We start from the raw sequence: 22177 nt of genomic DNA, 5'->3' as shown, positions 1-22177 counted from the left end.
AGGCGGCATGGTTACCCGCCTTGCCTATTCCGGCTCATCTTCGTCCGAAACCAGCAGGCCGACCAGGGTGGCAACCCTGCCGCTCGGCAAAGGACGTCCTTCACCTATCAAGGCTTCGTCATTGTTGACCCACGCGAATGCCTCGGAGAGTTCAGCCTGCGTTGCGCCCGTCGCGATGACATCGGCCACGAGAGTTTCGTCGACAGGGCCAAGGATGGTGATGACATCGTCGGAAGTCATTGTCATATCCATTGCTCCTTTGTGGACTTATTCATATCTGGCCTTCCCCGAATCTGGTGACGGAAACGGAAAAATCAATTTTTTTATGCCGGGCGATTTCACCCCTCTTGAACTCGCAACCGACTGGATTATATCAATATTGTTCGATTGCCCAATGGGGATCGACAAGTCCAGGAGGCGCCATGTGCTCTTGGCGTCTCCTTGTATCCATGTTGCTCACAAGGAGGATATGGCATGACAAACCTCGATTTTTCTCCCCTGTTCCGGTCGAGCATCGGTTTCGACCGGATGTTGAATGCGCTCGAGGCTGCAAGCCGGATCGAGACGATCGACAACTGGCCCCCGTATGACATCGTCAAGACCGGCGAGGACGAGTACCGCATTGCGATGGCGGTGGCGGGCTTCTCGCAGGACGAGCTGACGATCACCCAGGAGCAGAACATGCTCTTCGTCGCGGGCCAGAAGGCAAATGGTGAAGACGTCCAATATCTGCATCGCGGCATCGCCGGCCGCACTTTCCAGCGCCGGTTCGAGCTCGCCGACCACGTCAAGGTCGTCGGCGCCGGCCTCGTCAACGGTCTGCTGACCATCGATCTCAAGCGCGAAATCCCGGAAGCGATGAAGCCGCGCCAGATCAAGATTTCGACCGACATGGCTCTGCCGAAGGCCGAGACGAAACAGATCGAGGCCGACAAGCAGGCGGCTTAAGCCTTTCTGAACGCAACACGCGCGCAAGGCACCGGGCGATGCCCGGCGTCAACAGGGAAGCTTTGCCAACTGATCCAACAGAAAGGAGAAAACATGAGTGTTCGTGATCTGATTCCCTGGGGCCGCAACAATGGCAACCAGGTTCCGAGTCTCCTGCGCGATGACGACCGTGATCCGTTCCTGTCGCTGCATCGCGAGGTGAACCGTCTGTTCGATGACGTCTTCCGCGGCTTCGGTTCGGGCCTGCCGTCCTTCGGCAACGGCTCCGCATTCAGCGCCGGCTGGCCGAGCGTCGAAATCTCCGATACCGACAAGGAGATCAAGGTAACCGCAGAGGTGCCCGGCCTTGAAGAGAAGGATATCGAGGTCCTGCTCAACGACGGTATCCTGACGCTGAAGGGCGAGAAGCGCTCCGAGACCGAAGACAAGGACCGCCAGTTCACCGAGCGATACTATGGCCGCTTCGAGCGCCGCATCCCGCTCGGCGTTGAGATCGCGGAAGACAAGGTCGACGCGCATTTCAAGAATGGCGTGCTGACAGTGATCCTGCCCAAGACCGAGAAGGCGCAGTCGCAGGTCAAGCGCATCGCCATCAAGAGCTGATCGATCCGATCTACCTGGCGGCTGGCCTTTGGCGGTCGCCAGTGTCCTTCGCCAACAGGGAGGGATGAACAATGGAGACTTCAAGAGAGACACACCACGAAATCACAACGCCGACTTTCGCTTCCCGCGCTTCGAACGACAACCTGCGCGGCCGGCTCTCTTTTGGGCGGTCATTATTTCCCGAGGATGCCGTTGCGCGCATCTTTAAACCATCTCGCTCAGTGACGACGTCAGGGACCGCGCGAACCAAGGGATGGCGGCTCGTCTTCGAGCGTCGCAGCGCACCCTTCATCGAGCCTTTGATGGGGTATACAGGCGGCCACGATACGCTCACGCAGGTCGAGCTGGAATTTCTCACCCTTCAATCTGCCATTCGCTACGCCGAGCGGCAGGGCCTGAGCTACGTCGTGCAGAGGCGGGCGACCAAGCCGGCCAGACGGACCAGGCAACCGCTGGTCCAGCGACCGAAGCGGTCGTCTCATGCCTTCTCCGACACGACGCTGGAACGGCTCGGCCTTTCGGCACTTCAGGACAGCTATGATCAGGCGCTCGACGGCGCGGCAACCCGCAATGATCCGTCCGGACCGGAAAGCTGGTCCTCACCGATGGATGTTGTCAGCGACAGGACGCTGTCGCTTCAGGCCAAACGCTCCATCCTGATGAACTGGGCCTGGACCGAGTACCTGGTCGACCAGGCAACCAACGAGGGCATGCCGGAAAACAAACGACCATCGCGCCTCGACGAGGTCGAGCAGGCACTGCTCGCGCTCGAACGTGATGCCGAGCGTTGGAATTCCCATGTCACGATCGATCGAAACGCCGCGTGAGGTGCAGCCATGGACCCGCTTGTAGTCTTCGATTGTCAGAAGATCCTGCCGAACAGATTTGCTCTGGCGCTCGCCGCGGCCGCCCGCAGCCGTGCCCTTAACCGCGGCGCCGAGCCAAGGCTTGACCGGCAGGGCGTAAACGCGAGCGAGCTTGCGTTGCTGGAGATCGCCCACGGGGCGTTTGTTGAGGATGAACTGGCGCCGTACCTGTTCCCATCGTCGGCAGGCGCACCTCTCCTGACGGCTCCGTCCACTACACCCGAGTTTCGCGGCGACGGCCGTTCAAGCGCTGCCGCCGCACCCGTCTCCTCTTTGCAGGAGGCGGTCCATTGATGATGCAACCAACCGATGAGGAGAAAAGAACGATGCTGAAGTCCCTGTCTTCGAACAACCGGACGGCTTTCGATATCGTCAATATCGTTGCCGGTCTTGGTCTTCTGATCTCACCCTGGCTGCTCGGCTTTACCGCCGAGACCTACGCCGCCTGGAACGGCTGGATCGTCGGCGCGGCCGTCGCCCTGATCGCCGTCGCCGCGCTCTACGCCTTTTATGAGGTGGAGGAGTGGGTCAACCTCGTGCTCGGTATATGGGCTGTGGTCGCTCCATGGGTCCTCGGCTTCTCAGCCGTGACGGCAGCCATGTGGGCGCATGTCATTGCCGGCCTTGTCGTCGCGGTATTGGCCGCCGGCAGCATCTGGTTCAGCCATAACAGTCCACTCTCGACCGCATAAGCTGACGAAGAACGGGTCCGGACCTTCGGGCCCGTTCTTTTTATGCCTTTCGTGCCTCGCGCCGGAAAAGAAGAACACCATCAATTCAGGAGCAACCGATGTTCGATCTCGCCCCGAGGCTTCGCACGATTGCCGCGTCCGCAGCCATCGCCGCCGGAGCCGTCCTGTTCACCGTCACCCCCGCCGTCGCGCAGATAGCAGGGCCGGCACCTTCGTCCACCAGCCTTCCGACACTGGCGCCGATGCTTGAGCATGTCACGCCGGCCGTGGTCAATATTGCTGTCGTCTCGCGTTCGTCGGTCGAGAGCAATCCCCTTTACAGCGATCCCAACTTTCGCCGCTTCTTCAATCTGCCGGAGCAGCAACCGCGCGCCAGGATGAGCGCGGGCTCGGGCGTCATCGTCGACGCCGTGAAGGGCTATGTGCTGACTAATCATCATGTCGTCGATGGCGGCACCGAAATCTCCGTCACCCTGAAGGATGGACGTCAGCTGCCCGCAAAACTCATTGGCAGCGACAAGGAAACCGACATCGCGTTGCTCCGGATCGAAGCGAAAAACCTCACCGCGATCCAGATAGGCGATTCCGATCGCCTCAAGGTGGGCGACTATGTCGTCGCCATCGGCAACCCTTTCGGTCTCGGCCAGACGGTAACTTCAGGCATCGTCAGCGCGCTCGGACGGAGCGGCTTGAACATCGAGGGCTATGAGGACTTCATCCAGACCGATGCCTCGATCAACCCCGGCAATTCCGGCGGTGCACTGGTGACGCTCGACGGCAAGCTGGTCGGGGTCAACACAGCAATCCTCAGTCCCGCCGGCGCCAACGTCGGTATCGGCTTTGCGGTGCCCAGCAGCATGGCGATAACGGTGATGAACCAGTTGATCGCCCATGGCGAGGTTCAGCGCGGCAGGCTGGGCATCGGTATCCAGGATCTCACGCCGGATCTGGCGGAAGCCCTCAAGCTCGGCGACCTGCGGGGCGCCCTGATTGCCAATGTCGAACCCGGCTCGTCGGCCGAGCGCGCCGGATTGAAGACCGGCGACGTGGTGACGGCGATCGACGGGCGACCTGTCCACGGCGCCACCGATCTCAGGAACCGCATCGGGTTGACCCCGGCAGGCAGCAAGATCCGGCTGACCGTGAAGCGCGGGGATGACGAGCAGGTTGTTGCCGCCACGATCGCAGCCGAAGATAAGGCCTCAGCAGATCTTTCCGGCACGGCGCTCGATGGTGCCAGAATGCGAGACACGTCGGATGCCGAATCCGCTGAGGTTGGCGCCTCCGGCGTGGTGATCGAAAGCGTAGCTCCCGACAGCCTCGCCGCTCGCTCCGGACTTCGGGCCGGTGACATGATCGTTGCGGTAAACCGGGTCCCCGTCGCTTCGATCACCGACTTGCGACGGGCGATCGACGAAAAACCAGCTATAGTCGCCCTTGAACTGATCCGCGATGGCGGCCGCTTGCTGCTGGTCTTGCGGTAAGGCGAGACGACGACGCCGATCAAGCCGAAACAGTTGCTTGTTCCGCGCCGTCATGACGACCGTGCTGACGATCTCTGGACGGTCTGGAACGTGGTGCAGGAAAATGCCGTCAAGGGCGGCCTGCGCGGCGTGGGACGCGACGACCTCGGCAGGCCGCGCCGCGTGAAGTCTCGCGCCGTCAACGGCATCGATCAAGACATCAAACTCAACAAGGCGCTGTGGCTGCTTGGCGAGCGGATGGCTGCTCTGAAATCGTGAGGCGAACCAGATGCGTCGCTGCATAGGCGGCGCATCGCCCATTCTCGGCGTTTGCCCGTCCCGGCCGCCATCGAAGCGGCGCGGGACAGAGGCGAGGGGTGCCCCTTGCGCCCCACCCCTCGGCGCTCCCCGCCCTCCCATGAAAAACGGAGCGCAAAGGAGCGGGGGCAGTCGGTCCCGCTTCCCCTTCTGGCCACTATGTTGAAGGTAAGCGCTAATTTCGGGGGTTATTAAGAGGCGATTTTGCGGTCTTCGGCCTGGGGATTGCCGATTACTTTATGATTTGAGGTTGGATCGTCGCGAATCAGACGGCGGCTTCAACACTCGAGCGCTTGGGGAAGTTGAAGGGGAGCAGGTCGTCAATATTGTCGTCGGGACGCCGCTGGGGCAGTTCCGCGAGGACGTGTCGCAGCCACGCAAGGGGTTCGATGCGGCATGCGCGGCAGGTCAACATCAGACTATAGATGACGGCACTGGCCTTTGCTCCGTCTACGGTATCGCTAAAGAGCCAGGATTTTCTTCCCGTTGCAAAGATTCTGATGTCTCGTTCCAAAAGGTTGTTGTCGATCGGCATGTTGCCATCTTGGGTGTAGCGGATCAGGTATTCCCACTGGTTCCGCGTATACGAGACCGCATCCTCAAGCTTGCTTTCCGGCAAAACCTTCGGGGCAATCTTGTCGAGCCATTCCTTGAGGGCATTCAGGACGGGAATGCTGTGCTGTTGACGAAAGCGACGAATACAGTCAGCCTGCGTTTCACCATCATTTGGCTTTTCCTCGCGAGCCTGTTTTTCAATCCGGTAAAGTTGCTCGAAGAATTTCAGCGCCTGTTCCGGTGGTCCCCCGCCTTTCTTTCTGGCTCGCAGCGCCTCGACAAAGCGCCGCCGTGAATGAGCCATGCACCCGATATGGGTGGCACCTTTCAAGGTGCGCCAGGCCGCATAACCGTCGCTCACCAATATACCGCGATAATCTCCAAGGAAGGCTTGCGGATATTGCTGCCCTCGACCGGGCTGATAATCGAGCAGCACGATCGGTTCGTCACTATCCTGGCTGCTGCGATACGCCCACATGTAGGATATGCTGGTGGGAGTCTTGTCCTTTTCCTTCAGCACCTGAACCGTGGTCTCGTCGCCGTGGATGAGGGAATGGGATCTGAGCCGCAGTTTTAGCGCGTCATAGATCCGATGCAGATGCTTCTCGCTGGAACCGATCACCCAATGTCCGAGAGCCCCACGACTAACGGGAACGCCAGCCCGTTCGAAGGCCTTGCTCAACCGATAGAGCGGTGTGCCGTCAACAAACTTGTGAACGAGCGCGAAGGCCAGCGTCGAAGCCGTGGCGATGCTGCCCGGCAAAGGTTGCGCAGGCATCGGGGCAATAACGATCGGTGTTTTGATGCCGGTACGGTCGCAGTTTCGGCACGCATATTTGGCACGCGCATTCTGCAAGACCTTGGCCTTCACCTCGATGTGAAGCTGCTCGGTGACCAGTTCACCCATGCGATGCAGCCGGCGACTGCAACATGGACAAATCTTCTGATCGTCGGGGAGGTCGTATTCGACACGTTCGCGTGGCAGGTTTGAAGGAAGCGGTTTACGTCCGCGCTTTTTGCCTTGCCCCGCCTCGGTGTCCGGCAATCCCGTCTCTGGCAATTCAGCGGTGTCCACATCATCGGTATCGGCGAGGTCTTCGTCCGCATCTGCCTCAAGGGCAGCCTGTTCGGCTTCGTTGAAGACGCGATCAACACCCTTCTCACTACGCGGAGCAAAACGGTGCAGTCGCGCCAGGGCCAATTCTTCCTCAAGTTTGAAGACACGTTCGGAGAGCTTCTGGTTCTCCGCTTGCAGCGCAGCTATCTGCGCCATCAGTTCTTCAACAGTGGGGTTGTCGGTTCGATTCATCCCAATGCTTGAATCGAACGCGACCAACGGCGTCAATAAATGAATTCAGATTTTGTTACGATATTCGCATCAACCAGCAATTCTATATTGCCGTACCGGATGGCGAACCATCGCATCGATATCGATACCGTCAAGTAACCAGTGTAATTGTTCCGTCGTAAGCTGCACTATTGTTTCCTGACGCTGTGGCCAGCGGAATTTGTCGTCGGTCAATCGCTTCAATATGAGCACAAAGCCGGATCGATCGAAGAACAAAATCTTCATTCGGTCCCGACGCCGGTTGCAAAATGCAAAGATCGCTGGCGTGAACGGGTCGAGTTCCATCTCCTCCTGGACAAGGACTGCAAGGCTGTTGATCCCGCCCCGGAAGTCGATGGGATCACGGTGCAGATAGACCTGAACGTCAGAGGCAAACTTAAACATCCCTAACCGCTCCGATGACGGCTGTTAATGTCCGTACATCATCGCATTCCAGCGATAACGTCACACCGTTGGGCAAAGTCACATTCAGCTTGGTGACAGAAGAGAGTGACGCCACCTTCGCAGATGCCAGCTGCATCGCGCCAGGATTGCTCGCAGCCAAATCCAGCGCGTGAGCACTATTATGTCCAGGTATGACGCCACTTGTAGCAGGCTCGATGCGAACCGGAATAAAAGCCGACGCCAAAGGTGGCGATGGTGACAAGGCTTCCATTTCCGCTGCCTTGTGCTTACGCACCCATTTGCGCACAAGGTTCGTATTTATCCCGTGATCAATGGCAACGCGCGACAGCGATGCGCCGGGCTCAAGGGCGCAAGCAACAACCTGCTTCTTCCATGCACGATCGTAGTGATGGTTGCCTTGCCGGTCGACAAACAGCACGTGCGGTTTGTCTCCATTCGCTCCCATAGTTCCCATCGGTGTCCACCCTTTCAGTCGGTGGACACCCTTTGCACCACTCCATTCAACCAATGAAGGTGCTTAGAAATGAGCGTTTACCCGCCAAGCGTCTGGAAACCGTGCCGATGTACATCCGCGGCCGTTGGGACGAAGAGTATGGCGACTATGAGCCGGTCGAAAACCTCGCACCCTTCGACGAGATGGAGGATGCGATCCGGGCGATCGAAGCCAACGAGACGGCGGTCAGCATCCTCGTGGCGCAACGCCGGACACACATCGGCGATTGCGAGATCAAGGCGGTGGTCGAGGCACTTCGGCCCGATAGCGATTGACGAGCAGGCGAAAGGCGGCAGACGCCGCCTTTTGCCTTTACCTTGGCGATGGGAGCGCTGCCAGCCGGATCGACCGGCCGGCAGCGCTGATGAAAGGGGGGCAAGCCGCCCCTCTCAACGCTCTCCCCATGAAGGGGCAGGGCAGAGCCCCGCCCCCTCAAACTCCCCCACCCATGGGGAAAGGGGACGGTTCCCTCCTCCCTTTCCCCAAACCCCTATCCCTCTCCCGTCGGGAGCGTCTCGCATGCCGGTTGCCTTCAATCCGCCTTCCAGGGCAACGCGGGCATGTCGCCGTCGGCAACCCGCCAGATCCAGGCCGCCATGTCTGGCCGCGCCTCGATCATCTCGCGAAGCGACGCCTCGAACTGATTCTCGGCATTGGGCGGCACGATATAGAACGCCACCGGCTGAGGGCGGGCTTCCGGCATGATTGCGTTGGCGAGGGGCTGGTCCGCCGGCAGATTGAAGCGCAGACCCTTTACCGTCTTGCCACGCATCCGCGTCAATCTGCCGAGCAGCCGCTCTTCGAAGACGGTCTCGACCGGTAACCACTGTTCGGTGACGGTCATCAGGGCAATTTCATTGATCGTGATAAGGCCAGCCGCACCCGATTCGATCGTCGCGATCATCATCAAATGGAACCGGTCGTCGCTTCGCCAGAGCGCCAGCTCGTCCTCGAACCGACGCTGGACGCGTCGCCAGGTCGGTTCCTCAAGATGCAACCGAAACCCCGGCATATGCTTGACGACGACCTGCTGGCCGCTGCGGGCGGACGCATACTCCTTGACCTCCCCGGCCAGCAGCATGAGCTTCCTCGGACCGCTGCCTGATGCCGTGAGCCCGTTCAACGCCTGCGCCCGGCGCTGTTCGATCGCAGCCTTGTCCTCGGCGCGGAAGGGCTCCGGCACGAACAGCCGCTCCGAAAGCGCCTCGCCGCGCACCGACATGGTGCGGGCGGCTTCGCTAAGATGGTGGTAGACCTGCCACCAATGCCGTTTGCCGGCCCAGTGCGCCGTCCATTCGGTCAGACCGCTCTCATGCCAGAGAAGATGGAGAAGAGCTCGAAGCGATAAGCGCTTGCTGTCGTTCTTCACGCTGTCGGGCGCACTGCCCTCCGATGCAGGCTTGCCCTGAGGTCCGCGCTTCGACAGCGCGAAATCCAGCCTCAGCGCGGCGGTTCCCGCCGGATCGACTTTGATCGCGCTGCCGATCAAGGCGCCGAGGCCGGACAGGTCATAGGGCGGTTCATAGGACGGGCATGACGGATCATGCTCTGCTCCGGAAAGCGGCATCCTCTTGGCGATGAACTGGTCGCCAATTTTCGCGACATACATCTCCAGGCCCGGCTCCTTGCAAAGGCAGAGCGGCCGCAGCTTGTCGCGATAGGCCTGCGCCAGGCGCTCCTGAAGCTCGTCGGCCCCTTCATCGCAAGGCACACCGCCGATGAGGAAGCTCCGCGCCCGTCTGCCGTTCGCGGGCGTCCCGGTTGCCAAAGAGCCCGCCATCAGTAACCGTTCTCCTCCAGATAGAAATCGATGGCGGCCTTCATCACGGCCGCCATCTTGACGTCGTTCTCGTCGGCAGCCCGCTTCAGGCGCGCCTTCGTCGCAAAGTCCAGCGCGACATTGACAAAGAATTTGGCCTCCCGCTGCTTCGCGCGCTTCAGGTTCTTGATGCTGTGCCGGGCCTCCTCCTGGGAAATCGCCCGCTCCTTTGCCCGCTTCTCCCGTTCCGCCGGCGAGCGTTTATTCAGGATGCGGCTCCCGCTTTCCGTCTCGTGCGGAAGCACTTCTACGACCGTTGCCTCCGGGTCGCCCGCAACGGGTTGGCGAGATACATCCGCCTGAAAGTCGGCCCCCTTCGGCGGATTGGCGCTTCTGCCCGCTATGGTGAAATCGCCCAGGCCAAGACTGGCTTTGCTCATGCCGCTTCTCCTCTGGCCACGGCCTGCCGTCTCGTTTCGATCTCCTCGACGAGACTGAGGACTTCCTGACGCGCCTTTCGCACCGGATCGCTCAACTCCTGCATCTGCAAGGTCCCGAGCCCGTTCTGAATTTCGCGATAGACATTGCGTTCGAACAGCTCCGTATCGAGGAGCGCTGTCCGATAGCCAGCTTCCTGCAGACCGGCGACGAACGGCCTGATATAGCGATAGGCTTCGAGATTGCGGCCGGGGACGGTGATCCGCGTGCGCAGATTGAGATGCAGGATCCCGGAGCCCTGCCGATCGTTGATCTCGCTGACGCTCGCCGCCGCCTGTCCAGCCGCCTCTATCTCCTTGATGCCGGGCTGGATGGGCGACAGTACGAGGTCGGCCGAGCCGATGATGGTATCCTGCACGGTGCTGTCGACGCCGGGCGCATCGACGATAATGAGGTCGAAGGCGTTGCGCAGCCGCTCGATCTCCGCCTCGATTGCCCGGCGTGATGCGGCAACGGCCACGTTGATGTTCTCCGGGACGTTGTCCTTGCTATGGCAAAGCCGCCACCAGCCCGACAGATTGAGCCGGCCATCGGCGTCGATGAGGAGAACCCGTTCGCCCCTCAGCGCATATTCGCCGGCGAGCAGCGTCACCAGTGTCGTTTTGCCGGCGCCGCCCTTGTTGCTGACGGCCGCGTAGATTCTCGCCATGCCTGCCTCCATCCAGCCCACCCGGAACCTCGGCGCGGGACTTATCCAGTCACTCAATGAAAGAACAAATATTGTTCTATTTCATCCCGTCGTCAACCTGCTAGGCGACGGCATCACTGCGTGTAGAACGGTGGAAACATGCTTTGGTCACATCGAGTGATCACATCGATTATGTGTGTGGTGTGGAACAGTGGAAACATGGATTATTGATGTAAAGCAATTATATGATGTGATGCCACGATGTTCTTACCCCGTGGCTCGTCATCATGTGTTCGCACGCGGAATTGGCCTGGGGCGGCTCTGACCGGTCGATCGGAAGTTTTGATTTTAGGCTTGCAGGACATATCAAAAACAGTAAACTCTTGTTTGGCAGGATACGCAAATTTGTGATACAAACTTGCTGACGATCGACGGACAAGCCGTCGATGGCGCCTGCGGCGCTTCCTTCAAGGGAGGGTGAGATGGCGGCGGAAAGTGGCGGAGCGGTGAGCCTGGGGAGGGCCGATGAGCGTAAGGAGCGTGTCGTGCATGCTCGCTTCGGCATCTCCGAATTTGCCGCAATCGAGCAAGCCGCCGACGCCGCGGGCCTGACGGTTTCCGGCTTCATGCGTTCTCTGACGCTCGAAGGGGCGGGGGTCCTGCCCTTCCTGACCGACGACGACAGAGCCGTGTTCGAGATGCTAATTTCGGACATGCGGGCGATCGGGGTGAACCTCAATCAGCTCGCTCGCGCGGTGAACGGGAGTGGCCGGCTCGCGGAAGCGAAGCTTGCTGCGGAGCTGATCGAGGTCCAGCGTCTTGCCGCGGCAATCGTGCTGGAACTCAGAAGCCTTGCCGGACGTGGTGCCCGTCGGCATCGGGGAGCGGCCTGATGGAATTCCTGCCCGGCGCCTTCGAGCATGAATGGGAGCGGCGGAAGGCCGTGTTGCTGCAGGAGCGCCAGCGTTTGAAGGCAAATCCCATCGATGAGGAAGAACGCCGCCGCCGTGGCGGTTCTGTCGCGACGGCATCGCCGCTATCCGGTCGGGCGCTGGGCCGCACGGTATTCGGCAAGGCGGGCGGTGGTTCCGGGCGTGGCCATGCGCGAGGTCAAGGAGGCGAGCCGTCGATGCGCTCGCGTTTTTTGGGCCTTGCCTCCGGCAGCCAGCCGGCCGTGGTGAAGCTCGCTTCCTTCGGCGGGGGCGGACGGCTTGGCGCGATGGTCAGTTATGTCTCGCGCAGCGGAGATGTTGCCGTCGAGAACGAGCGAGGGGAGGTGCTCAGCGGTCGCGACGAGCTCTCCGCCATTCGTGGCGAATGGGATCATCTGATGAAGAACCGCGCCGAGAGCCGGGATATCGGCACCTTCGTTCTCGATGTGAAGGATATATTCGACCAGGCGAGCGACGTGCACGAGCAAGTTCGCGCTCTCTTGCGGCGCGGGTTTGGTGACCGGAGCTTCGCCTTTGCGGCCACGGCTCGTGGCGAGGAAGATAGCTATCGGATCGAAGGTGTCGTCGTCCTGCGCGACCGCGTCGGCGAGCGGCTGACCGGTGACAGGAAGGCTTCGGAGTTCGTGCAGCAGCGGCTCGATGTCGGGCGGGACGAACGCGAGGGCGCGGCAAGCTTTCGCTTTACCGGCTATGGCAATGGCACGGATTACGGCACGAGCCGGCTTCGCGATCTCGTCGAGCAGCATAGCGGCGACGTTCGGGACGAGAAAGGCCAGGCAATCGCCGGTGCGAAGGAGGCGGGCGATCTGGTGCAGCAGGAGTGGCGCGACCGGCTTCATAGCCGCAAACCCCGCGATGTCATGCATGTGGTCATGTCGGCGCGGGCCGGGACCGACGTCGTGGCGTTTCATGCCGCGGCCCGCGATTTTCTGGCGCAGGAATTCGCCGGCCATCGCTATGTGTTCTCGCTGCACGATCCGTCCGCGGATCCGAAAGCGGAGGAAGCTGGTGGCAAGCGGCCGCATGTCCATGTTCATGCGATCATTGCGATGCGTTCGGATGCCGGTGATCGCGTCGAGACGACGATTGCAACCTTCCGCCGCTGGCGGGTGACGATGGCGGAAAAAGCCCGGGACCACGGTATTCGCATGGAAATGACTGACCGGCGGGAGCGGGCGAGCAGCCCGGCTTACACCCGGAACCAGGTGCGCCCGACGAGCAGAGCCGGCAGGACCGAGCATGAGGGAACGAGCGATGCGGCGCAACAGCGCTACGATGCGAAGAGGGCGGATCGGCAGGGTTTCGCGAGGACAGATGATAGCAAGGTTTATTCTGCGGCGGCGCGGGAAGAGTGGGCCGCACTGGCCGCGAATGGAGATGTGTCGGAGGCACGAAACTTCGCAAACGAGCAATTAAAGCGATTTGAATCAGCGGCTTCACGGATCGATCAGGGTGAGGCCGAAGCGCAGGAAGACAGAAATTCCCACTCGCAATTCAGAACAATTTTGGTAAAGTTGGTGAAAGCCGTTTCGGAGGGCGAGACCATGCGCCACATGACACGTCAGGAATTCGAGACCTACGAAAAGCGCGTCGAGACGGCGCTCTTCCAGGCCGAGCGCGTGACGCCGGATGATCAGAAGAAGAGCTTCGAGGAGATCGCATCCGCCGCCCGCGAGCACGTCAGTGTCCGGCGTGAACTGATGGAGCTGCAGGAGCGCGGCGTTTCCTCTGAGCGGGAAGGCGAGCGGCGTCCACGCGAGCAGGACGACGATCCGCGCACCCGCTGGGATGAGGCCGTCGTTCGCCATGGACTGCGCACGGCGGAGGCAGCCAATCAGGTTATGCTGGAGGTCGAGCGCTACCGCGAGGAGATCGAGAAAGCCGATGCACGGAAGCTCGATGCCGAGAAGGCGGTGCTTGAGGCCGGCCTGCAGCGGGAGATCGCCAAAGCCGCCGAGCTCGGCGCTGCGGGCAATACACTGATCCGGGAGATCGCCGAAGTCGATGAGGAACTGCGCGTTGCCATTGAGCGGGCGGAGCATTCTCGCGAGAGCCGCAACAGGTCTAAGGTCGATGGGGCGGGGAATGCCGGGGAACGGGCGGACGAGAAGCAGGGTCTCGATCGGGGCGATGAGGCAGGCGGCCGGTCGGCCGGTTCCGAGCAGGATCGTGATGCCGATGATCGGGTTCATTTACGGACGGAACGCCCGGTTGCACGAGCCGGAGACACCACGCGGACGGATCCTGCGCAGCAGCACATTCCCCGGATCGAGGAATTGCAGCGCGAGGCCGACGAGCGCCGGGAACAGGATCGCGACGAGCGCGAACGATAGGAGAGGCAATCATGCGAGACGATCGACGCATCATCGTCAATCCGGAAACGGATCACAAGAGCGAGCAAGGGTGGGCCAAAGTCTCCGGCACGATCTTTATCGCGGTCATGGTGATCGGCGTCATCGACCACGCTTTGACGGTAGCATGGCACTGGGCACAGACCTGGTGGGATGGGATCCTTTCTTTCTTCACGTTCTAGCGCTCCCAGTCCAATCACTCGTATGGAAGACCTGTCATGCTGAATTATGTGCTCCGCTCACCAATGACCTGGTGGTCCGTCGGCATCACGTCTTTGGTGTTCGGTATTGTTATGATTGCAAAGACGTTTTCTCTTCCGGCATTTGTCGACACGGCCTTACTTGCTTTGTTGTTTCTGGCAATGGCCTTGTCGATGCTCGGTATTCTATTCGATATAGCCCCGCCGTCTGTTACCAGGCTCGAAGTGGCGTGGGCGAACCGAAATGCTGGAGTTCTTTATACGGTCCCGGTTGTTTTCGAGGAGGAGAAGGCTCTGCCGCCGATCCTCAACAGGGTCGTTGCTCACAGCGATGACGGCGGTAAGCGTCATCGCCTCCGATCTTCCGAATTGTCGGCGCTAAGGGCTTCGGTGAGGGGCGTCAGCCCATTCGTCGCATAGACGCGTCGTTGTTGAAACCGACGCGAAAGTCATTGCTGTTCTTGGATTTCAAAGGGGCCCAAATGGAAGACGAGCAGATCAGCGAATACATGAAGAATCGCGTTCGTCTCACGCCAGAAACGTTATCCGAGAAATATGTCGGCCTGTTTCTGGGGATGCCTGTCCTCCTCGTTCTGAACATCGGGTGCATTTGGGGTATCGCGTACGTCCTGATGCAACAGATGAGCGAGCAGGCCGGGACGATTGCAGGCTGGCGCGATATCGCATTCGCCGGCACTGTTCTGGTGTGGTTGCTGACTGTCGTGTTCAATCTGGGTGATATCGGGAACGGTGCTCTCTGCACGACAGGCCGAGCCATCATGCCGTTGGCAAAGCTCATCCCGATCGGAAAATGGTTGCGACGGATGGCCCACGACCGCGCTCGCCAGGATCCGCGCGCCTACTATCAGAAGTATCTGGATCGTCAGAGGGAACGGGAAGCACGTGCCGCCGAGCGCACGGCCCGTGAGCATCTCGACGGCCTGGAATATTCCCTTCCCTGGAAACGCATGTCAGATCCGTTCAAACTGCGCCGGGTGCTCCAAATAGCGTTGACCATATCCGAGATCGGCTTCTTCTTGCTCGTTCTCTTCGTCTTGTGGCATTTCGCGCCGATGTTCGGGGATGGCATCGTCGTCAAGGCATTCCGGGTGTTCTTTGTTGGACTCGGCGTCTTTCTCGTTCTAACGGCGATCGTTATCACCGCGGTTCTGCTTCTTCAAAATCGCCTGCACGACATTCAGGTGGATCAAGCGGATTGGCTGTTATCGCGCTTGCGTCGGCTGAAGTGATGACCTGGCACCCGTTTTCCCCGCAGCTCCACTATTCCAAGCCGATCTCCATAGGATCCGGCACAGTTTGGGCAAGGATGTCCTGAATGCTCTTGCGTTGCCGGGGCGCAATCTCCGAAGCCTGTGCCAGGGATGCTTCGACGGCCGATTTGAGTCTGGTCGCAGTCGGCAGGATCCGCTCTTCTGCCTTGGCGACCAGATCGCCGATTGCGGTTTCCGCTCCGGCGCTTGAGGTTGTCTTCGTTCGATCCGAGCGGGCTTTATCGGAGGTTTTCCTTACGCTGCGGGCGACGCGCTTTGGAACAGCCGAAGTTTGGCCTGCCTGGGGAGTGCTCTTCTCTGCGGGGCGCTCCTCGACCGGCCCATCAGCTGCAGGGTCATATTCCCGCGCCAGCGCGGGGACGGGCAACGTCGCTTCGAACTCCAGATCCGGAACGCCCGGCAGCTGTTGCTCGGCATAGGCAGCCGCCGCCTTGTACGGCTGGACGGCATGATATCGAAGCTTGCCGCCAAAGATCGGGCGCTGCCCCTCGACCAGTAGGATCATCCTGTCCTCCGGCATCTGGCGCACCTCCTGCGGCATCATCAGGTCGCGCTCGCGGATCTGCTCGACCTTTGTCCGTCGTGGCAGGCCCATGAACTCGAGCGTGCGGGATTCCGACTGATATCGGATGGTGCGTTTGCCAAGGGCGCGCGAAGCATATTCGGCGGTTGCCTGATCGTTGGCGCCGAGGATGAGCTGCAGGCCGCAATTGCCGAGCAGCGAGTGCCGCGCGGTCTCGCCGTAGATTTCGTCGATGTTCTTCAGATCCTGGATGATGAAGGCCATCTTGATGTTGTAGCCGGCCACATAGGGGAGCTTGTTCAGGACCTCGTCCATCTTCTTCAGCTGCCGGAACTCATCGAGCAGAAAATAGACGGGCAGGGCATTGGGGTTATGTTCGCGGGTGAGGAGATCCATGACCTGCTGGACGAAGAGCGTTAGCAGCGGCCGCAGGATCGTCATGTCGGTGATGTTCGGCGCCAGGTAGATGGTGACCGGCCGGCGTTGCAGCGAGGCGAGATCCATGTCCGTCACGGCGGTCGCGGCGATGACGCGCTCGTTGCGAAGCGGCGCCAGCGCCTTCTGGATATCGAGGAGTGCCGAGCGGGCAGCCCGTTCGTTCAGCGCGATATAGGCGTTGAAGCTTTCTGTCGTGAAGCGCGAGAGATAGGGCTCCTTCTCCTTGATGAGTTTCATCAGGATCTGCAGGTCGACGCCCGCATTGAAGAAGCTGTTCACCTCACCGAGGTTGCAACGGTTTTTGTAGAAAGGGCTTTCCAGCACATAGCTGATGACGCCGGCGATCACCTGCTGGGCGATGCCCTGCCAGACGGCGTTTTCGGAACCGACGGCTTCCGGAATGAGAATGCTTGCCATGTTCTGGATGTCGATCGTGCGGCTGCCACGATCGCTTCGCACAAAATCCAGCGGATTCCAGCGGTGGGTCTTGGCCGCGCCCGGCGAGAAGAGAAAGACCTGGTGCCCCCGGGACTTCCGGTATCCGGCCGTATGCTGGAAAATCTCGCCCTTCAGATCGGTGACGATCATCGAGCCCGAAAACATCAAAGCATTGGGAATGACATAACCGACGCCCTTGCCCGAGCGCGTCGGGCCGATGATCAGATGATGCCGATCGTCCTGCCGGCGCAGAATATTGCGTCCGATGCGCCCGAGGATATGTCCTTCCTTCCGAAACCATCCACCGCGTCGCAGAGACGCAATGTCCTGAAATGCCGCGTCCCCGAGCGGATTCGATGGCCGCCGCAGCCCAGTGACCGCAGCAATCGAGGCGATGCCGATCGCCGGAACGAGAGCGCCGATTGCGGCGAGCTGGAGGGACCGATTGTTGGGATAGGCGATCAGCTGCTGAAAGGGCGCCAGCGGATTGGTGGTGGTCAACAGCTTGAGAATCCGCCCATCTTTCCAGACAAGCTGCAGGATCAGGCTGTAGCCGAGCATCCAGATGGCGACGGCGAAGAGCAGGCAGAACACCAGATAGATGGCCTGGTGGGACTTCTTCATGGCGATCGCCGCGCGAAGTAGATCTCGGAGACGCCCCGCCGGCCGCCGTCGCGCCGAAGCTGGATGACGACAGGGATGACCATGCGGATATAGGACATCAGATCCTGCTTCGAATATCCCGATGACATGCCGGTCTGCATCATCATCATGGCAAGCTGCTCATAGGCGCCCATCGGCGTGTCGGCATGCACCGTCGACATGCTGCCGGGGTGGCCGGTGTTGATGGCGCGCAGGAAGGCGAAGGCCTCGCTACCGCGGATCTCGCCGACGAAGAGGCGGTCCGGCCGCATGCGCAACGATGCCTCGAGCAACGACTGGATCGTCACCTGGGCGGTGCCCTGATCACCACGGGAGGCGAGCAGATGCACGCTGTTGCGATGTGGCGGAAAAAGCTCGCGCGTGTCCTCGAGCGTCAGAATGCGCTCGTGTTCATCGACGCTTTTCAGGCAGGCATTGAGAAACGTGGTCTTGCCGGTCGATGTGCCGCCGCTGATCAGGATCGACACGCGCTCGCGCACGGCCGTCTCGATAAAATCGTGGATGCGGTCGGCATCGAGGAGGGCGATGAGCTTTTCCTCGGTCACGCTCAAGCCCCCCACGGTCACCGCCACCTTGTCGAGGGCGCCGCTGTCGCGATATTGCGCCAGCGTGAAATCGCTCACGACTTGCTTCCTGATCGAAATTGCGCCGCCGTCGGCGGCGGCCGGGGGCAGGACGATCTGGATTCGCTCACCGGAGGGAAGCGCCGCGCTCAGCAATGGATTGCTGCGGCTGACGAACTGGTTGCTGGCGGCTGCGACCCGTTCACCGATATGCTCGATCTCCGCCAAGGTGAGAGCGGGGATCGCATGGAACTGCATATGGTCGGCGCCGATGCGCTCGATGAAGACCTCGCCCGGGCGGTTGACGGAGATCTCCACGACGTGCGTGTCCTCGAGGAATGGTGCCAGCGGCGCGAGCGCCCGCTTCAGGAAATAGTGCGGATCATTGCCGGCTGCGGCGATCCGGATCGAGGCCTCGCTCATGCTTGATCTCCTTCAAGGCTTCCTCGACCGGGTCCGGATACATAGCGGAAAAGTCGAGATCCTGGCGGACATAGACGAAAATGCGCTCGCCCTGATGGACGCTGATCGTCGGTGGAATGTGCAGGTTTTCGCCGAGCGCCTGGTTGGCCATGTCGGAGAACGTCCGGGCGATCGTCTCACGGGCGAGTTCGGCGGCGCGATCGGAATCGGATTCGTTGTTGCTGTCGCTGGAATATTGGTTACTGCCGTAGCCGGTGAGGTAAGACGATCCCGCCCCGACGATCGACAGCAGGATTGCCGATCCAAAGCGCTCCCGCCACTTGTTGTCGACGATGCCCGTCAGGCCGGAGCGGCCCAGACTGTCGGTGCCAATGCTGTTCAGCCGGACCGAGACGCCATCGTCCCGGAGAAGGCGCGTCCAGATCACGAAGATGCGTTTTTGGCCGCGGGTCACATCGGACTGATATTCGCCGATCAGGCGTGTGCCGGTCGGAATGAGCACGCGTTGACCGTCGAAGGAATAGACGTCCTGTGAGGTAATGGCGCGGATCTGACCCGGCAGGTCGCTATTGATGGCCGTCTCCAGGATGCCGGGGATCAGCGTGCCCTCCGGGATAATGGCATCCAGCCGGCCGATCTGGCGCGCTTTCGCCGAGCGATCGCCGATGGCCGATGCTGTCGCCAGGAACTTGCTGTTGCGGTCCTCTCCCGCAACGGTCGGCGTATCGCCGGCAGTTCCCCCGTTCAGACTGTTGTCCGTGCTATCAGCCTTGGTGGAATCCACGATGATCTGCTTGGAAAGATAGCGCTTGGGAAACTCCTCTACGGGCTTCTCCGCCGGCTTGTCCGCTGTCTCGACGGTGACCGGCGGGGCCGGGACATCAAACTCAGTGGTGTCGGCGGGTTCCTCCTTCTTTTCCTCCGGCGGCTCCGGCAGCTGGATGATGTTATCGGCCGGCTTTTCCGCTGGCTTCTGATCGTCGCGGAGAAAGGACGGTGGACGGAATGTGGTGGTGGAAAACTCCTCGTCGCCTCTGAGGGCGTCCTGTGGAGGTTTCTTCGGTGCAAAGACAAAGAGATAGGCAAGCACGGTGCCGATGAGCACAAACACCGCGCCGCCGAACAGCTGCTTGCGTCGCGCTCTCCGGTCGCGGACCTCGCTCTGGTCCGCTTCCAGCATGGCTTCGAGTTCGGGAGATCGATTCATCCGTTGCCGCTCCTTCTTCTTTTGCTCGCCTTGTCGTCGAAGACCGGACCCATCACAGCCGGATCGGGCGCTCCGAAGTCGGGCTTGCGGAGATTGAAGATGCATGTCCACTGATTGCCGTCGCGCAGCGTGTATTGTGTGGCCGTGCCATCGACGACGATGTAGTCGCCCTCGCGGCGGAAATTGCGCAGCGTCTCGGTGAAGTCGGCATTGACGGCAAAGATCGCCGGCACCTTCGGCCCGAATTTGAAAAAGGTCTTCTTGCCGTCATCGAAGATCATCAGCGGCTTCAGCCCTGGATCGCCGGAGAAGGAATAGTCGATATTGACGTTGGCCTTGTCGATGCCGGCGATGTTCGGAAAGGCGGCGCGGGCCTCAGCCTCCTTGCGGAGCGAAGCGTTGAGATCCTTGTCTGGATAGACGAAGCGGATACCAAAGACCTTTTTGTTGTCCTCCGGTGCGAAGTCCGTGAGTTCGAGATAGTAGATACGCTTGGTGGTCACGACGTTCATGTTGGTGGCGGCGTTCTTCGCCTTCGGCTTGACGAACAGGATATTGCCCTTGTCCGTCGGCACCACGTCCCAGCTATCGCTGTCGCCGACGGCGATCGTCTCGAATTTCTCGTCCTCGTCGAAGATGATCATTGTCGAGATGCCGTAGGTCGCAAAGACGCGCACGACATTGTTCGGCTGGTAGACGACGCTGGTGACACGGGCGTCCAGCCGTCCAGCTGACGGCGTCTCGGCCGCCTGGGCGGCTGACAGCGATATCAAGCACAGGATGAGGAAGACGGCCGCCCGGTTCACTGGCCACTCCCGTTGACGGTTTCCTGATCGCGCCTGTAGTCGTAGACTTGGAAGCCAAGAGGGTTTTCGAAACGCCACTCATTCGTCGCAGGGGTGTCGGTGTAGCGATATCGCACGACGGCGATCCAGTGACGGGCGATCGAGTCGGTATCGGAGACTTCGGTCGTCGAAAACCGAACGATCCCGGTGGAGCTGTTGGGGAAGGTGACGGATGCGATCTCGGTCATGACGCGCTTGTTGCGGCCGTAGATTTTCGTCGGGTTATTCAGATTGGTCGAGCTGTAGAGATCCTGCAGCTCGCGCGCGGCATTGCCGGTGGACAGCAGGGCGGCGATCCCGAAATTCTGCTCGATAGCATAGGGATCATATCCCTCGCGGGCGCGGATATAGCGGACGATATTGGCCTGGGTGATGGCCTGCTGCTCGGTCAGCGTGACGGGCCGGGTCAGGCCGGTCTTGACCTCGATATAGCCGGTGTTCTTGTCGACCTCGACGAGATAGGGCTCGAAGCTCTTCAGCGGCACCAGCATGACGAGAGCGACCAGACTGAGCAGCGTGATCGCACCGAAAATCATCGTCACAAACCAGGCGAGCGCCCGAGATCGCTTCGCCCTTTTGACGATCTCCTGTTCCCAGATGTCTCCGCTTTGATAATAGCTTCGTAAATCAAGATCTTTGCTGTCCGCCATATTCTTCCGTCTTCTCGAAAGTGATTGCTCAGGTGGGATTGCCCTGCTGCGATATCCGGCTCTGCATGGCTGATTTGACGCCGGAGTCGTCATCGTCACCACCGCCGCGGAACCGGTTTCTCAGGTTGCCCCCGAGGCGATAGGCACCGCGGCCCGCCGCGACACCACCGCGCGCCGTGGCAAGCGGATATTGAATTCCGAGGCGATGGGCGATGCCCGTCGCAGCACTTCCGACTCCCGATGCGATGCCGCCGGCGATGCCCTGACCGATCGACTGGATGTAAAGCATGACGAATCCGCCGGCGATGCAGAGCAGCAGGAAGCCGGCGACGTCGCCGAGTGTGAGCGTTCGCGTTCCGCTGGCGGCGTCGATCTTCGAAAGCTCAGGGTTCATGGCGGCAATCAGGAAGGCTGCGATCACATAAATGAACAGCGGGATCAGCGCATAGGTCAGGACCTGGTTGAACCAGCCGACGCCGTAGCCGCGGCTGCGTTCGAACAGAAAGCAGGACACGAAGATCGGTGCGGTACCGATCAGCACCCAGAGCATGACCTTGGCGAGGATGAGGATGGCGAGCGCCACGGCGATGAACACGCCGGCGCCGACCATGATCAGCAGGCCGATCATGCTGGGAAGGATCGAGAAGTAACCGGATTGCTCGGCAAAGGCCGAAGCCGCCTGGTTGGCCGTCTGCCAGATCATCGACATGCCGTTCGTCGGTTCGGTGATACCGGTTCCGGAGGCGGCGAGGATTGCCCGGCCGACATCTTCCGGTGTGTCGTTGATCCAGCGATAGACGAAATTGTTGAAGTTGCCCCAGGAGCTGACGAGAACGAGGATCATCACCATGCGGACGATGCGCAGCACGATCTCGCCGACGCCGATGCGAGCCGTGCCCATGACGAGCTGCAGCCCGTACCAGGCGATATAGAGAACGAGCATCAGCCGAAGGACCGGCAGGATCTCGTTGCCGACGATCGTATAGGCCTTCTCCGAAAAGCTGGCGCCGGAATTTTCGATACGGTTGAGGAGGTCGCCAAGGAAATCCTGCATC

At 60.6% G+C, this 22177-nt stretch carries 26 protein-coding genes; 13 read left to right on the top strand and 13 right to left on the bottom strand.

Annotation, left to right across the window (positions count from 1 at the left end; genetic code table 11):
• Window positions 1-24: 24 nt before the first annotated feature.
• Window positions 25-246, bottom strand: a complete 222-nt coding sequence (locus I8E17_RS34440) for a hypothetical protein (RefSeq protein ID WP_160872178.1) — start codon at window positions 244-246, stop codon at window positions 25-27.
• Between the two features lie 228 nt (window positions 247-474).
• Here I8E17_RS34440 and I8E17_RS34435 point away from each other — a divergent pair, with 228 nt between their 5' ends.
• The 7 genes from I8E17_RS34435 (at window position 475) to I8E17_RS34405 (ending at window position 4851) form a co-directional block, all read left to right on the top strand.
• Entirely contained in the window at window positions 475-948 is a 474-nt protein-coding gene (locus tag I8E17_RS34435; RefSeq protein ID WP_160872179.1) for an Hsp20 family protein, read from the top strand.
• 93 nt (window positions 949-1041) lie between these two features.
• Complete coding sequence (locus I8E17_RS34430; RefSeq protein ID WP_160872180.1) at window positions 1042-1551, top strand: Hsp20/alpha crystallin family protein; 510 nt, start codon at window positions 1042-1044, stop codon at window positions 1549-1551.
• Window positions 1552-1622: 71 nt separating this feature from the next.
• The gene (locus tag I8E17_RS34425; RefSeq protein ID WP_160872181.1) at window positions 1623-2378 is read left to right on the top strand and encodes an NADH dehydrogenase ubiquinone Fe-S protein 4; all 756 of its coding nucleotides are present in this window, start codon (window positions 1623-1625) and stop codon (window positions 2376-2378) included.
• A gap of 9 nt (window positions 2379-2387) precedes the next feature.
• Complete coding sequence (locus tag I8E17_RS34420) at window positions 2388-2711, top strand: DNA-directed RNA polymerase subunit omega (RefSeq protein ID WP_160872182.1); 324 nt, start codon at window positions 2388-2390, stop codon at window positions 2709-2711.
• A gap of 32 nt (window positions 2712-2743) precedes the next feature.
• Window positions 2744-3109, top strand: a complete 366-nt coding sequence (locus I8E17_RS34415) for an SPW repeat protein (RefSeq protein ID WP_160872183.1) — start codon at window positions 2744-2746, stop codon at window positions 3107-3109.
• 98 nt (window positions 3110-3207) lie between these two features.
• The gene (locus I8E17_RS34410; RefSeq protein ID WP_160872184.1) at window positions 3208-4593 is read left to right on the top strand and encodes a DegQ family serine endoprotease; all 1386 of its coding nucleotides are present in this window, start codon (window positions 3208-3210) and stop codon (window positions 4591-4593) included.
• Window positions 4594-4626: 33 nt separating this feature from the next.
• Entirely contained in the window at window positions 4627-4851 is a 225-nt protein-coding gene (locus I8E17_RS34405) for a DUF932 domain-containing protein (RefSeq protein WP_229002331.1), read from the top strand.
• Between the two features lie 304 nt (window positions 4852-5155).
• Here I8E17_RS34405 and I8E17_RS34400 read toward each other — a convergent pair whose 3' ends face one another.
• The 3 genes from I8E17_RS34400 to I8E17_RS34390 all read right to left on the bottom strand — a co-directional run bounded on the left by I8E17_RS34400 (window position 5156) and on the right by I8E17_RS34390 (window position 7616).
• On the bottom strand, window positions 5156-6754 hold the full coding sequence (locus tag I8E17_RS34400) for an IS66 family transposase (protein WP_113367574.1): 1599 nt from the start codon (window positions 6752-6754) through the stop codon (window positions 5156-5158).
• A 69-nt stretch (window positions 6755-6823) separates the two neighbouring features.
• Window positions 6824-7177 carry an IS66 family insertion sequence element accessory protein TnpB gene (gene tnpB / locus I8E17_RS34395; RefSeq protein ID WP_113367575.1) on the bottom strand — a complete coding sequence of 118 codons (354 nt, stop codon included), beginning with the start codon at window positions 7175-7177 and terminating at the stop codon, window positions 6824-6826.
• Window positions 7170-7616, bottom strand: a complete 447-nt coding sequence (locus tag I8E17_RS34390) for a transposase (RefSeq protein WP_162750996.1) — start codon at window positions 7614-7616, stop codon at window positions 7170-7172. Before I8E17_RS34390 ends, tnpB begins: the two co-directional genes overlap by 8 nt.
• 143 nt (window positions 7617-7759) lie before the next feature.
• On the opposite strand from I8E17_RS34390, the gene I8E17_RS34385 reads away from it, so the two are divergent.
• On the top strand, window positions 7760-7966 hold the full coding sequence (locus I8E17_RS34385) for a hypothetical protein (protein ID WP_113367576.1): 207 nt from the start codon (window positions 7760-7762) through the stop codon (window positions 7964-7966).
• A 257-nt stretch (window positions 7967-8223) separates the two neighbouring features.
• Here the strand turns inward: I8E17_RS34385 and I8E17_RS34380 are convergent, their stop codons facing one another.
• Genes I8E17_RS34380 through I8E17_RS34370 form a run of 3 tightly spaced genes read right to left on the bottom strand, consistent with a single transcriptional unit; the run spans window position 8224 to window position 10597 of the window.
• Complete coding sequence (locus I8E17_RS34380) at window positions 8224-9471, bottom strand: DUF1173 domain-containing protein (protein ID WP_113366845.1); 1248 nt, start codon at window positions 9469-9471, stop codon at window positions 8224-8226.
• Window positions 9471-9890: a hypothetical protein gene (locus I8E17_RS34375; protein ID WP_113366846.1), complete on the bottom strand. Its 420-nt coding sequence runs from the start codon at window positions 9888-9890 to the stop codon at window positions 9471-9473. The genes I8E17_RS34380 and I8E17_RS34375 overlap by 1 nt, the downstream gene beginning before the upstream one ends.
• A complete protein-coding gene (locus I8E17_RS34370; protein WP_113366896.1) occupies window positions 9887-10597 on the bottom strand; it encodes a ParA family protein in 711 nt (236 codons plus the stop codon). Before I8E17_RS34370 ends, I8E17_RS34375 begins: the two co-directional genes overlap by 4 nt.
• Before the next feature lie 461 nt (window positions 10598-11058).
• Here I8E17_RS34370 and mobC point away from each other — a divergent pair, with 461 nt between their 5' ends.
• The 5 genes from mobC (at window position 11059) to I8E17_RS34345 (ending at window position 15330) form a co-directional block, all read left to right on the top strand.
• Window positions 11059-11469, top strand: a complete 411-nt coding sequence (gene mobC / locus I8E17_RS34365; protein WP_113366847.1) for a plasmid mobilization relaxosome protein MobC — start codon at window positions 11059-11061, stop codon at window positions 11467-11469.
• Window positions 11469-13862: a conjugal transfer protein TraA gene (locus I8E17_RS34360; RefSeq protein ID WP_113366848.1), complete on the top strand. Its 2394-nt coding sequence runs from the start codon at window positions 11469-11471 to the stop codon at window positions 13860-13862. The genes mobC and I8E17_RS34360 overlap by 1 nt, the downstream gene beginning before the upstream one ends.
• Window positions 13863-13873: 11 nt before the next feature.
• Window positions 13874-14062 (top strand): hypothetical protein, encoded by a 189-nt coding sequence (locus I8E17_RS34355; protein ID WP_113366849.1) that lies wholly within the window; start codon window positions 13874-13876, stop codon window positions 14060-14062.
• 36 nt (window positions 14063-14098) lie between these two features.
• Window positions 14099-14500: a hypothetical protein gene (locus I8E17_RS34350; RefSeq protein WP_113366850.1), complete on the top strand. Its 402-nt coding sequence runs from the start codon at window positions 14099-14101 to the stop codon at window positions 14498-14500.
• A gap of 62 nt (window positions 14501-14562) precedes the next feature.
• Window positions 14563-15330: a hypothetical protein gene (locus I8E17_RS34345; RefSeq protein ID WP_113366851.1), complete on the top strand. Its 768-nt coding sequence runs from the start codon at window positions 14563-14565 to the stop codon at window positions 15328-15330.
• A gap of 31 nt (window positions 15331-15361) precedes the next feature.
• Here the strand turns inward: I8E17_RS34345 and I8E17_RS34340 are convergent, their stop codons facing one another.
• From I8E17_RS34340 to I8E17_RS34315, 6 genes are read right to left on the bottom strand one after another with little or no spacing between them, the layout of a single operon-like run.
• A complete protein-coding gene (locus I8E17_RS34340; protein WP_113366852.1) occupies window positions 15362-17395 on the bottom strand; it encodes a type IV secretory system conjugative DNA transfer family protein in 2034 nt (677 codons plus the stop codon).
• Window positions 17392-18420: a P-type DNA transfer ATPase VirB11 gene (gene virB11, locus I8E17_RS34335; protein ID WP_113366853.1), complete on the bottom strand. Its 1029-nt coding sequence runs from the start codon at window positions 18418-18420 to the stop codon at window positions 17392-17394. Before virB11 ends, I8E17_RS34340 begins: the two co-directional genes overlap by 4 nt.
• A complete protein-coding gene (virB10, locus tag I8E17_RS34330; protein ID WP_113366854.1) occupies window positions 18380-19627 on the bottom strand; it encodes a type IV secretion system protein VirB10 in 1248 nt (415 codons plus the stop codon). Before virB10 ends, virB11 begins: the two co-directional genes overlap by 41 nt.
• A complete protein-coding gene (locus I8E17_RS34325) occupies window positions 19624-20433 on the bottom strand; it encodes a TrbG/VirB9 family P-type conjugative transfer protein (protein ID WP_113366855.1) in 810 nt (269 codons plus the stop codon). The genes virB10 and I8E17_RS34325 overlap by 4 nt, the downstream gene beginning before the upstream one ends.
• Window positions 20430-21122: a type IV secretion system protein gene (locus I8E17_RS34320; RefSeq protein ID WP_113366856.1), complete on the bottom strand. Its 693-nt coding sequence runs from the start codon at window positions 21120-21122 to the stop codon at window positions 20430-20432. The genes I8E17_RS34325 and I8E17_RS34320 overlap by 4 nt, the downstream gene beginning before the upstream one ends.
• 28 nt (window positions 21123-21150) lie before the next feature.
• Window positions 21151-22176 (bottom strand): type IV secretion system protein, encoded by a 1026-nt coding sequence (locus tag I8E17_RS34315; RefSeq protein ID WP_113366857.1) that lies wholly within the window; start codon window positions 22174-22176, stop codon window positions 21151-21153.
• Window position 22177: the final 1 nt, after the last annotated feature.

The organism is Rhizobium sp. AB2/73, assembly GCF_020871915.1.
Lineage (GTDB): Bacteria > Pseudomonadota > Alphaproteobacteria > Rhizobiales > Rhizobiaceae > Rhizobium > Rhizobium dioscoreae.
This window is presented reverse-complemented; position numbering and strand designations above follow the sequence as displayed.

Coding starts and splice junctions, on each gene's coding strand:
- I8E17_RS34435 (WP_160872179.1), top strand. CDS start 475: ATGACAAACCTCGATTTTTCTCCCCTGTTCCGGTCGAGCATCGGTTTC.
- I8E17_RS34340 (WP_113366852.1), bottom strand. CDS start 17,395: ATGAAGAAGTCCCACCAGGCCATCTATCTGGTGTTCTGCCTGCTCTTC.
- I8E17_RS34410 (WP_160872184.1), top strand. CDS start 3,208: ATGTTCGATCTCGCCCCGAGGCTTCGCACGATTGCCGCGTCCGCAGCC.
- mobC (WP_113366847.1), top strand. CDS start 11,059: ATGGCGGCGGAAAGTGGCGGAGCGGTGAGCCTGGGGAGGGCCGATGAG.
- I8E17_RS34360 (WP_113366848.1), top strand. CDS start 11,469: ATGGAATTCCTGCCCGGCGCCTTCGAGCATGAATGGGAGCGGCGGAAG.
- I8E17_RS34415 (WP_160872183.1), top strand. CDS start 2,744: ATGCTGAAGTCCCTGTCTTCGAACAACCGGACGGCTTTCGATATCGTC.
- I8E17_RS34370 (WP_113366896.1), bottom strand. CDS start 10,597: ATGGCGAGAATCTACGCGGCCGTCAGCAACAAGGGCGGCGCCGGCAAA.
- virB11 (WP_113366853.1), bottom strand. CDS start 18,420: ATGAGCGAGGCCTCGATCCGGATCGCCGCAGCCGGCAATGATCCGCAC.
- I8E17_RS34375 (WP_113366846.1), bottom strand. CDS start 9,890: ATGAGCAAAGCCAGTCTTGGCCTGGGCGATTTCACCATAGCGGGCAGA.
- I8E17_RS34400 (WP_113367574.1), bottom strand. CDS start 6,754: ATGAATCGAACCGACAACCCCACTGTTGAAGAACTGATGGCGCAGATA.
- I8E17_RS34440 (WP_160872178.1), bottom strand. CDS start 246: ATGACAATGACTTCCGACGATGTCATCACCATCCTTGGCCCTGTCGAC.
- virB10 (WP_113366854.1), bottom strand. CDS start 19,627: ATGAATCGATCTCCCGAACTCGAAGCCATGCTGGAAGCGGACCAGAGC.
- I8E17_RS34430 (WP_160872180.1), top strand. CDS start 1,042: ATGAGTGTTCGTGATCTGATTCCCTGGGGCCGCAACAATGGCAACCAG.
- I8E17_RS34385 (WP_113367576.1), top strand. CDS start 7,760: ATGTACATCCGCGGCCGTTGGGACGAAGAGTATGGCGACTATGAGCCG.
- I8E17_RS34380 (WP_113366845.1), bottom strand. CDS start 9,471: ATGGCGGGCTCTTTGGCAACCGGGACGCCCGCGAACGGCAGACGGGCG.
- I8E17_RS34420 (WP_160872182.1), top strand. CDS start 2,388: ATGGACCCGCTTGTAGTCTTCGATTGTCAGAAGATCCTGCCGAACAGA.
- I8E17_RS34320 (WP_113366856.1), bottom strand. CDS start 21,122: ATGGCGGACAGCAAAGATCTTGATTTACGAAGCTATTATCAAAGCGGA.
- I8E17_RS34355 (WP_113366849.1), top strand. CDS start 13,874: ATGCGAGACGATCGACGCATCATCGTCAATCCGGAAACGGATCACAAG.
- I8E17_RS34350 (WP_113366850.1), top strand. CDS start 14,099: ATGCTGAATTATGTGCTCCGCTCACCAATGACCTGGTGGTCCGTCGGC.
- I8E17_RS34425 (WP_160872181.1), top strand. CDS start 1,623: ATGGAGACTTCAAGAGAGACACACCACGAAATCACAACGCCGACTTTC.
- tnpB (WP_113367575.1), bottom strand. CDS start 7,177: ATGTTTAAGTTTGCCTCTGACGTTCAGGTCTATCTGCACCGTGATCCC.
- I8E17_RS34345 (WP_113366851.1), top strand. CDS start 14,563: ATGGAAGACGAGCAGATCAGCGAATACATGAAGAATCGCGTTCGTCTC.
- I8E17_RS34315 (WP_113366857.1), bottom strand. CDS start 22,176: ATGCAGGATTTCCTTGGCGACCTCCTCAACCGTATCGAAAATTCCGGC.